Here is a 9301-nt window from a genome sequence, read left to right on the forward strand (position 1 = left end):
ACGCCGGCCGATGGATCGAGCCGCGGTCTAGGGGGCCCGCGTCGCGCCGCCGATCCCGCCGCAAACCGCGCAGTCGGCGCGGGCGTGGACGCCGATCCGTCGCGTCTCGCCGTGGAGACCGTCGAAGAGAAGCAGCCGGCCGCGCGCGACCTCGCCGGCGCCGGAGATCAGCTTGATCGCCTCGAGCGCCAGCATCGACCCGATCACGCCGGGCAGCGCGCCGACGACACCCGCCTCGGCGCAGCTCGGCGCCAGCCCGGCCGCGGGCGGCTCGGGGAAGAGGCAGGCATAGCAGGGACCGCCGCGCGCCGGATCGAACAGCGTGACCTGTCCCTCCCACTGGCTCATCGCCGCCGAGAGCAGCGGCTTCTTCGCCGCGACGCAGGCGGCGTTGACGAAATAACGCGTCGGAAAGTTGTCGCCGCCATCGAGCACGAGGTCATAGCCCGCCACCAGGCCATCCACGTTGCCCGCCTCGAGCCGCGTCGCGTACCCCTCCACCACGACGCCGGGATTGAGCGCCCCGAGCACGCGCGCCGCCGTCGCCACCTTGGGCGCGCCGACGTCGGAGGTGGTGAACAGGATCTGCCGCTGCAGGTTCGAAAGACTGACCGCGTCGTCGTCGATGATGCCGAGCGTGCCGACGCCCGCCGCCGCGAGGTAGAGCAGCGCGGGAGCCCCGATCCCGCCGGCGCCGACCATCAGCACCCGCGCCGCGCGCAGCCGCCGCTGCCCCGGCCCGCCGATTTCGCGCAGCGCGATATGGCGCGCATAGCGGGTCAGTTCGTCCGGTGCGAGGCTCATCCCGCCCCGGTTCCGGTCGAGCCGAAACCGCCCGCGCCGCGCTCGGTCTCGCTGAGCGACCCGACCAGCCGCGGCGTGACCCGCGTCACCGGCGCCAGCACCATCTGTGCGATCCGCGCGCCATGGGCGATCACCACCGGTTCCGATCCGAGATTGATGACGATGACCCCGAGCTCGCCGCGATAGTCGCAATCGATGGTCCCCGGACTGTTGACCAGCGCCAGCCCGTGCCGCAGCGCGAGGCCGGAGCGCGGCCGCATCTGCGCCTCGTAGCCTTCGGGGATTTCCAGCGCGAGGCCGGTCGGCACCAGCGCCCGCCGCCCCGGCGCGAGCGTCAGCCCGGCGACCCGCTCCTCCGGCGCGAGATTGGCCGAGATATCGAGCCCCGCCGCCCCGGCCGTCGCATAGGATGGCAGCGGCAGCGCCGGGTCGCGCCCCGGCAAGCATAGAAGCCCGAGGACCAGCCCGCTCATGCGAGGGCCGCGGCGATCCGGTCGGCCAGTGCCTCGGCCGTCGCTTCCTTGGACATGCGCGGCCACGGTTCGACCCCGGCCTCGGTGATCAGCGTCACCGCGTTCTCCGTCCCGCCCATGATGCCGGTCGCGGGACTGACGTCGTTCGCGACCAGCCAGTCGCAGCCCTTGCGCGCCCGCTTCGCCGCCGCGTTGGCGAGCATGTCGTCGGTCTCGGCTGCGAAGCCGATGACAAGGCGCGGCCGTCCTTCGCTTCGTCGGGCGACGGACTTCAGGATGTCCGGGTTCTCGACAAGATCGAACACCGGCGGGCGCCCGGACGCGTCCTTCTTCAGTTTCGAGTCGCGCCGCGTCGCCACGTGCCAGTCGGCCACGGCGGCGGCGAAGATGGCGCAGTCGGCCGGCAGCGCGGCCTCGACCGCCGCCAGCATCTCGCGCGCGGTCTCGACCTCGTGGATCTCGCAGCCCATGGGCCGCGGCGCATCGGCCGGACCGGTGACGAAGCTGACCCGCGCCCCGCGCCGGGCGAGCGCGGCGGCGATCGCCCCGCCCTGCCGGCCCGAGGAGCGGTTGGCAATGTAGCGCACGGGGTCGATCGCCTCATGCGTCGGACCGGAAGTCACCAGCACGTGCCGGCCGGTGAGCGAACCACCGCCGAGTGCCGCGTCTATCGCGCCAAGGATCGCCGGCGGCTCGGCCATGCGGCCCGGCCCGAACTCGCCGCAGGCCATCGGCCCCTCGTCCGGCCCGACGACGAGCGTGCCGTCCGCCACCAGTGTCGCGAGATTGCGGCGGGTCGCGGGGTGCAGCCACATGCGGACATTCATCGCCGGCGCGACGAGGACGCGCTTGTCGGTGGCCAGAAGCAGCGTGCTCGCGAGATCGTTGGCATGGCCATGCGCGAACTTCGCCATCAGGTCGGCGGTGGCGGGCGCCACGACCACCAGGTCGGCGGCGCGCGAGAGCTCGATATGGCCCATCTCCGCCTCGTCCGTCAGGTCGAAGAGCTCGGAAAAGACCTTATGGCCGGCGAGGGCGGCGAGCGACAGCGGCGTCACGAATTCCGCGCCCGCCGCGGTCAGTACCGGGACCACCTCGGCGTCCGCCTTGCGCAGCAGGCGGACGAGCTCGAGGCTCTTGTAGGCGGCGATGCCGCCGCCGACGACCAACAGGATCCTTCGCCCGGCCAGCATGTCCCGCCCCTCGCGCGCCTCTCGTTCCCGGATCCCTAGTCGCCTTGGGCGGCCCGTTCAAGGGACACTTGAGACAGCCCAATAATTTCAGAATGTTAGCCAGAAGCTCAGGGCAGAGTCGCGCAGGGGTCGGCCCGCGCCGGCGCCGGAGCGAGAAGCACCCCGTCGAACCGCTCCTCGGCGTCCGGCGGCGCCTCGAACTGGCCGAGCGTCACCACCCGCAGATCCGGCTCGGCGACGGCGATCGCCGCCGGGGCGCCGCGCAGCTTGTCGGCATGACCGCTGCCCGCGATCACCACCACCTGCCCGCCGCCGGTCATGGTGCGCGCCCAGATCGCCGCGTCGGCGAGGCCCGCGTCGCGAAACCGCTGGACCTCGATCATTCCGGGCAACCGGTCGGCCGCGACCTTGCCACAATGCGCCGCGGTGAACAGCCGCGAGCGCACCGCCAGTTCGGCGCGGGCCAGCGGCCGATCGAGGCCGTAGATCGTCGCGTCCGGCCCGAAGGCGGCGGCCGCGCCCTCGACCCCGGCGCGGCGGACATCGACCGCCGGCTGGCTGGCGCCGAACACCGTGGCGCCCGGCGCCGCCGCCAGGATCGCGGCGTAGTAGCCGAAGTCCGGCCGACCGGTGACGTCCCAATGCATCACTCGGGCAATGTCGCCGGCCGGCGCGCCATTGGCACGCAGATCGTTGATCTCGCCCTCGGCCAACTGCGGAAACATCTCGAAAACCAGCGCGGCGGGACGCAGCGCGGCGACGATCTCCGCCTGCGTGGCATGATGGGTGGGATTGTCGTGAATCTCGCCCAGGATGACCACGTCGGCGTCCCGTGCCTTTTCAAGGAAACGCGGCAGCTCCGAAGCATCGACCGCGACCGCCAGAAACAGACAGAGGAGCGCGCTCGCGGCGCCAATCAGCACTCGCATGGCTCCCTCCTCGATCATGGTCCGCCGCCGGAGCGGCGGGATCAATATGGCATGACGCCCGATCAGGGTCACGTGATTTCAGGCGTTGGCCAGCGTCTCGGCGGCGGAACCACTAACGGTTTCAAGGCGTTTGCGCAATTTCGTCAGGGCCTGGGCTTCGAGCTGACGGATGCGCTCCTTGCTGAGACCGAGCTCCTGGCCAAGGCTTTCCAGCGTCCGGGGCTCGTCGCGCAGCTTGCGCTCGACGACGATCATCCGCTCACGCGCGTTCAGCGAGGACAGCGCCTCGGCCAGCCAGCCCCGAGCGCGCGCGAGATCGGCGTTCCGCACCACCGTCTCGGCCGCCTGGGGCGCGTCGTCGGGCAGCGTTTCCATCCATTCGCGCCCCTCCTCACCGGCCTGCTGGGCGTTGAGCGAGAAGTCCGCGCCCGACAGGCGCGCGTCCATCATCTCGACATCGCGCAGCGGCACCCGGATCTCCTCGGCGATCATCTCGCGCAACCGCTGGCTGTCGAGCACCTCGCCATTCGCTCCCGCCTCGCGCTCGATCTTCGCCCGCACCCGGCGCAGGTTGAAGAACAGCGCCTTCTGCGACGAGGTCGAGCCGGTGCGCACCATCGACCAGTTGCGCATCACATAGTCCTGGATCGAGGCCTTGATCCACCAGACGGCATAGGTGGAGAAGCGTACGCCGCGGTCGGGATCGAACTTCTCGGCCGCCTTCATCAGCCCGACCCCCGCCTCCTGGATCAGGTCGGGCATGGGCGCGCCATAACGGCGATACTTCGACGCCATGGAGATCGCCAGCCGCATATAGGCGTTGACCAGCCGATGCAGCGCGCGTTCGTCGCCATGGTCACGCCAGGCCCGAGCCAGCGCCAGCTCGGTCTCGGCATCGAGCATCTCGGCGCCCATCGCGCGCCTAGTGACGGTCCGTGTGCCCGCGTCGTCGAATGCCATCCGCCAACCTCCACACCAAACCGGGGGTCCGTGTTCGCGTGAACACGATCTTAACCCTCGCCATTATCGACTTACGCGCCCGCGCGCGGTTCGGATCACCAGCCAACGCGCGGCAAAGGTTTTGTTTCCATTCAAAAATTGATCAAATTTCAGGCGGCGGAACTCCGCCACCCAGGGATTCGGGCGCGTTCCGGACTGCTAAGTCCAGAATATCGGGCAGCTTTGTCGGCCCGACCACGAAACCGGCGCGTCTCTGCGCTGTTGCATCGCCGCACGAGAACGTGATGATGACGCCGGCCCCAGCCTGCCGGAGAAACCCCGTGCGCAACCTGCTCCTCATCGGCGATCGCAACTATTCCAGCTGGTCGCTCCGCGCCTGGCTCGTTTTCGAGCATTTCGGCATCGACCATGAGATCCGGCGCGTCCATCTCGATTCGCCCGAATTCGTCGCCGAACTCGCGCCCTTCGCGCCCGCGCGCACCGTGCCGCTGCTGCGTTTGCCGGGCGGCGCGCTGGTCTATGACACGCTCGCCATCGCCGAGACGCTGGCCGAACGCTATTCCGACCTCGCGCTCTGGCCGGCCGAGCCCGCCGCCCGCGCCCGGGCGCGCAGCATCGTCGCCGAGATGCACGCCGGCTTCGGCGCGCTGCGCGACGCCTGCCCGATGAACCTGCGACGAAGCTATGTCGGCTTCGCTCCGTCCGAGGCGGTGGGTCGCGACCTCGCGCGGATCGAAACCCTGTGGGACTACGCGGGTTTCGGGGGCGAAGGCTGGCTCTTCGGCGCCTATTCGATCGCCGACGCCTATTTCGCCCCGATCGCAACGCGCATCGCGAGCTACGACTTGCCGGTCGGCCCGGCGGCGGCGGCCTATGTCGCGCGGCAGCTCGCCGATCCCGCCTTCCGCCGCTGGCGCGCCATCGGCCTTGTCGAGCCGTCGTGCCATGTCGATTGCGACCTCGACCTGCCCGAGCGCGCCTGGCCCGGCCCGGCGCCGCTCGCGGCGCGCGCCGTCGAAGGAGCGCCACCGCTCAACATCCTCTGCCCCTTCTCCGGCCAGCCGGTGGTGCCGGAGGCGCTTGCCGAGATCGAGGGCGCGGTGGTCGGCTTCTGCAATACCGGCTGCCGCGACAAGGTGGTCGCCGACCCGGAGGCCTGGCCCGCCGCGATGGCATTGCTCCCGGCGCGCGCGACCGGTTAACCCGCTCTCAACCCTTTCCCGCCAAGCCTTCGGGCATCGGAGACTGTTCGAGAATTCGGCGGCGGAGGGCTGGCAAGGGATTTCGTGTTCGACGCACCGGGGCGCGAAAAGACCTGCCAGACCGACCCGCGCGGGTTTTCAAACAATCTCTCAGCGGACGGGAGAGATATGGTCGCCTGCGCCTATACCGTGGCCTTTCAGGGGGTCGAGGCGCGACTGGTCGAGGTGCAATGCGCCGTCACCGCCGGCCTGCCCGCCTTCAATCTCGTCGGCCTGCCTGACAAGGCCGTCTCCGAGGCCAAGGAGCGGGTGCGCGCGGCGATGACCGCGATGGGCCTCGCGCTGCCGGCCAAGCGCATCACCGTGAACCTTTCGCCCGCCGACCTGCCGAAGGAGGGCTCGCATTTCGATCTGCCGATCGCGCTCGCCCTGCTGGCCGCGATGGAGGTGCTGCCGCGCGACGTGGTCGCAGGGCAGGTGGCGCTCGGCGAGCTGTCGCTCGATGGCACGCTGGTCGCCGTGATCGGCGCGCTGCCCGCCGCCGTCGCGGCCGCCGAGGCCGATTGCGGCCTGATCTGCCCGGCCGCCTGCGGCGCCGAGGCGGCATGGGTCGGCGCGGTGCAGGTGATCGCGCCGAAATCGCTGCTCGCCCTCGTCAATCACTTCACGGGGCGCGCCGTGATCGCGCCGGCGCGGCCGGGCACCGTCGCCCCGGCGGGAACCGCGCGCGACCTCCGCGACGTCAAGGGCCAGGAGAAGGCCAAGCGCGCGCTGGAGATCGCCGCCGCCGGGCGTCACCATATCCTGATGGTCGGCCCGCCCGGCAGCGGCAAGTCGATGCTGGCCGCGCGCCTGCCCGGCATCCTGCCGCCGCTGGAACCGACCGAGGCGCTCGAGACCTCGATGATCCATTCGCTCGCCGGGCTGCTCGACGAAGGCGGCATCTCGCGCGACCGGCCGTTTCGCGCGCCGCACCATACCGCCTCGATGGCGGCGGTGGTCGGCGGCGGTCGCGGGGCGAAACCGGGCGAGATCAGCCTCGCGCATCATGGCATCCTGTTTCTCGACGAGTTCCCCGAATTCCCGCGCGCGGTGCTTGAAACCCTGCGCCAGCCGATCGAGACCGGCGACGTGATCGTCGCGCGGGCGAACGCGCATGTCCGCTATCCCTGTCGCTTCATGCTGGTCGCCGCCGCCAATCCCTGCCGCTGCGGCTATCTCGCCGATCCGGCGCGCGCCTGCGCCCGGGTGCCGGACTGCGGCGCGGACTATATGGGGCGGGTGTCGGGGCCGCTGCTCGACCGGTTCGACCTGCGGGTCGAGGTGCCGCCGGTGTCGGTGGACGATCTGGCGCTGCCCGCGACCGGCGAGCCCAGCGCCGCGATCGCCGGCCGCGTCGCCGCCGCCCGCGCCCTGCAGCGCCGGCGCTTCGCCGACCACGAGGGGATGAGCGTCAACGCCGACGCCGAGGGCGACCTCCTGGAAACGATCTGCGCGGCGGACGACGGCGCCACCGCGCTCCTGCGCGACATCGCCGAACGCTTTCGCCTCAGCGCGCGGAGCTACCACCGCGTGCTGCGCGTCGCCCGCACCATCGCCGACCTCGGTGGCGGCGGCCCGGTATCACGCCCCCATGTCGCCGAGGCCGCCGGCTACCGCCTCGCCTTCTGAAATTCGTCCGCGCGCCGGGGCTCGCGCGACCGCTCTACCACAACCCGCCGACGAAGGCGCCGGCCCGCTCGAGGGCGGCGGCGGCCTCGGGCAGGCGGCGGCCGAAGGCCTGCCAGACATGCGGCGTGCCCGGCCACAGTTCCAGCGTCACCGCGACCCCATCCGCCCGCAGCCGCGCCGCCATGGCCGTCGCGTCGTCCCGCAGGATCTCGGCGTCGCTCGCCTGGATCAGGACAGGCGGGGCGCCGGTGAACGCGCCGAGGATCGGCGAGGCGCGCGGATCGGTCGGATCGGCGCCGGCGAGATAGAGCGCGCGCATCTCCGCCACCCGGCCGGCTGGCAGCAGCGCGTCGCGCCCGGCGAGCGTTGTCATGCTCTCGCCCGACAGGGTGAGGTCGGTCCAGGGGCTGAAAGCCACCACGCCGACCGGCGGCGGCGCCCCCTCGGCCAGCAGCATGTGCAGGAGCGCCAGCGCGAGGCCGCCGCCGGCGCTGTCGCCGCCCACCACCAGCCGCGCCGGATCGCACCCTTCGGCGAGCAGCGCGTGATAGGCGGCGCGCGCGTCGTCCGCCGCCGCGGGAAACGGATGCTCCGGTGCCAGCCGGTAGGCAGGAACCGCCACGCCCCCGCCAGCGCGCCGGGCGACGGCCGCGGCGAGTTCGAGATGGCTGCGCGGCGAACCGAGGCAGTAGCCGCCGCCGTGAAACCAGAGCAGGGTCCGCCCCTCCGTGCCGGAGGGGCCGGCGACGCGCAGGGCCGGCAGGTGGCCGAGCGGCCGATCCTCCGCCCGCGTCGCCGGATAGGGCGACAGGAGCCAGGAGACCCGCTCCAGCCGCGCCCTGGCATGGCGAACGTCATTCTCCCGCGTGATCCGCGGTTTCTCGACGGTGCGCAGCCAATAGTCGAGGGCGGTCAACTGCCAGGACATGGCGCCATCAGCGAGCCCGCCGCTCTATCGCTTCCCAGATCTTCGCGGTGACATTGCCGCCGTCGAACCGCTCCAGTTCCTGCAGTCCGGTCGGCGAGGTCACGTTGATCTCGGTCAGCCAGTCGCCGATCACGTCGATGCCGACGAAGATCTGCCCCTTCTCGCGCAGGAGCGGCCCGATCGCGGCGCAGATCTCGCGGTCCCGCTCGGTCAGCGCGACCTTCATCGGCGTGCCGCCCGCGTGCATGTTCGAGCGCGTCTCGCCGTCGAGCGGCACGCGGTTGATCGCGCCCACCGGCTCGCCATCGACGAGGATCACCCGCTTGTCCCCCGCGCTGACCGCCGGCAGGAATTTCTGCGCGATCAGAGGCTCGCGGTTGATGCCGGCGAAGAGTTCGTAGAGCGCGGTGAAATTGCGGTCGTTCGGATCGAGCCGGAACACCCCCGCCCCGCCATTGCCATAGAGCGGCTTGAGGATGATGTCGCCATGCTTGGCCTTGAAGGCGCGCAGGGCGCCGAGGTCGCGGGCGACCATCGTCGGCGGCGTCAGCGCGGGGAAGTTCAGCACCAGGAGCTTCTCGGGATAGTTCCGCACCCAGAAGGGATCGTTCACCACCTGCGTCCCCGGCCGCAACCGCTCGAGGACATAGGTCGTGGTGAGATATCCCATGTCGAACGGCGGATCCTGGCGCAGCCAGACCACGTCCCAGTCGGCGAGGTCGATCACCTCCTCCGCCCCCAGGGTGAAATGATCGCCCTTCACGCGCCGCACCTCGACCGGCCAGCCGCGCGCGGTCACCCGGCCCTCGTCGAAGGCGAGCTTGTCGGGCGTGTAGTAGAACAGCCGATGCCCGCGCGCCTGCGCTTCCTCCATGATGCGGAAGGTGCTGTCGGCGTCGATATTGATCTTGTCGATCGGGTCCATCTGGACGGCGACTTTCAGGGCCATCGGTCGTTCCTCGCCTGCGTTGCGCGCCAAGACATGGCCGAGCCGCCGCCGGGTGGCAAGGGCGCCTCCCTGTCTCGCGCGTCATACCGGATCCGCTTGATTGGTTCGGAACGCGATGTCTTCGCGGACCGCTCTTAAGGGGGCGCCAGTGGCGCGCCCGCGGTCCGCGCGCCCGGAGCAAGCTTGCGGAGG

General features: G+C 71.1%; 8 protein-coding genes and 1 pseudogene. 2 read left to right on the plus strand and 7 right to left on the minus strand.

Translation table 11 applies throughout. The annotated features are described in order from the left end of the window. Positions 1-27: 27 nt before the first annotated feature. The 5 genes and pseudogenes from Q0480_RS08870 to Q0480_RS08890 form a co-directional block, all read right to left on the minus strand. Positions 28-801: pseudogene (locus tag Q0480_RS08870) on the minus strand (HesA/MoeB/ThiF family protein); the annotation flags it as partial. Further along, entirely contained in the window at positions 801-1277 is a 477-nt protein-coding gene (dut, locus tag Q0480_RS08875) for a dUTP diphosphatase (protein WP_299132147.1), read from the minus strand. The pseudogene Q0480_RS08870 and the gene dut, both read right to left, overlap by 1 nt. Further along, positions 1274-2470: a bifunctional phosphopantothenoylcysteine decarboxylase/phosphopantothenate--cysteine ligase CoaBC gene (gene coaBC, locus Q0480_RS08880; RefSeq protein ID WP_299132148.1), complete on the minus strand. Its 1197-nt coding sequence runs from the start codon at positions 2468-2470 to the stop codon at positions 1274-1276. Before coaBC ends, dut begins: the two co-directional genes overlap by 4 nt. A 107-nt stretch (positions 2471-2577) precedes the next feature. Continuing rightward, complete coding sequence (locus tag Q0480_RS08885) at positions 2578-3399, minus strand: ChaN family lipoprotein (RefSeq protein ID WP_299132149.1); 822 nt, start codon at positions 3397-3399, stop codon at positions 2578-2580. Between the two features lie 78 nt (positions 3400-3477). Continuing rightward, entirely contained in the window at positions 3478-4359 is an 882-nt protein-coding gene (locus Q0480_RS08890) for an RNA polymerase factor sigma-32 (protein ID WP_299132150.1), read from the minus strand. Positions 4360-4679: 320 nt separating this feature from the next. Here Q0480_RS08890 and Q0480_RS08895 point away from each other — a divergent pair, with 320 nt between their 5' ends. Continuing rightward, on the plus strand, positions 4680-5561 hold the full coding sequence (locus Q0480_RS08895; RefSeq protein WP_299132151.1) for a glutathione S-transferase: 882 nt from the start codon (positions 4680-4682) through the stop codon (positions 5559-5561). A gap of 168 nt (positions 5562-5729) precedes the next feature. After that, positions 5730-7232 (plus strand): YifB family Mg chelatase-like AAA ATPase, encoded by a 1503-nt coding sequence (locus Q0480_RS08900; protein ID WP_299132153.1) that lies wholly within the window; start codon positions 5730-5732, stop codon positions 7230-7232. A 34-nt stretch (positions 7233-7266) separates the two neighbouring features. Here the strand turns inward: Q0480_RS08900 and Q0480_RS08905 are convergent, their stop codons facing one another. Both Q0480_RS08905 and gshB read right to left on the minus strand, forming a co-directional pair. Next, the gene (locus Q0480_RS08905; protein WP_299132154.1) at positions 7267-8160 is read right to left on the minus strand and encodes an alpha/beta hydrolase fold domain-containing protein; all 894 of its coding nucleotides are present in this window, start codon (positions 8158-8160) and stop codon (positions 7267-7269) included. Between the two features lie 7 nt (positions 8161-8167). Further along, the gene (gshB, locus tag Q0480_RS08910; RefSeq protein WP_299132156.1) at positions 8168-9109 is read right to left on the minus strand and encodes a glutathione synthase; all 942 of its coding nucleotides are present in this window, start codon (positions 9107-9109) and stop codon (positions 8168-8170) included. Between the last annotated feature and the right edge of the window lie 192 nt (positions 9110-9301).

The organism is uncultured Amaricoccus sp. (genome assembly GCF_937891315.1).
In the GTDB taxonomy this organism is placed as follows: Bacteria; Pseudomonadota; Alphaproteobacteria; order Rhodobacterales; family Rhodobacteraceae; genus Amaricoccus.

Coding starts and splice junctions, on each gene's coding strand:
- Q0480_RS08905 (WP_299132154.1), bottom strand. CDS start 8,160: ATGTCCTGGCAGTTGACCGCCCTCGACTATTGGCTGCGCACCGTCGAG.
- gshB (WP_299132156.1), bottom strand. CDS start 9,109: ATGGCCCTGAAAGTCGCCGTCCAGATGGACCCGATCGACAAGATCAAT.
- Q0480_RS08900 (WP_299132153.1), top strand. CDS start 5,730: ATGGTCGCCTGCGCCTATACCGTGGCCTTTCAGGGGGTCGAGGCGCGA.
- dut (WP_299132147.1), bottom strand. CDS start 1,277: ATGAGCGGGCTGGTCCTCGGGCTTCTATGCTTGCCGGGGCGCGACCCG.
- coaBC (WP_299132148.1), bottom strand. CDS start 2,470: ATGCTGGCCGGGCGAAGGATCCTGTTGGTCGTCGGCGGCGGCATCGCC.
- Q0480_RS08890 (WP_299132150.1), bottom strand. CDS start 4,359: ATGGCATTCGACGACGCGGGCACACGGACCGTCACTAGGCGCGCGATG.
- Q0480_RS08885 (WP_299132149.1), bottom strand. CDS start 3,399: ATGCGAGTGCTGATTGGCGCCGCGAGCGCGCTCCTCTGTCTGTTTCTG.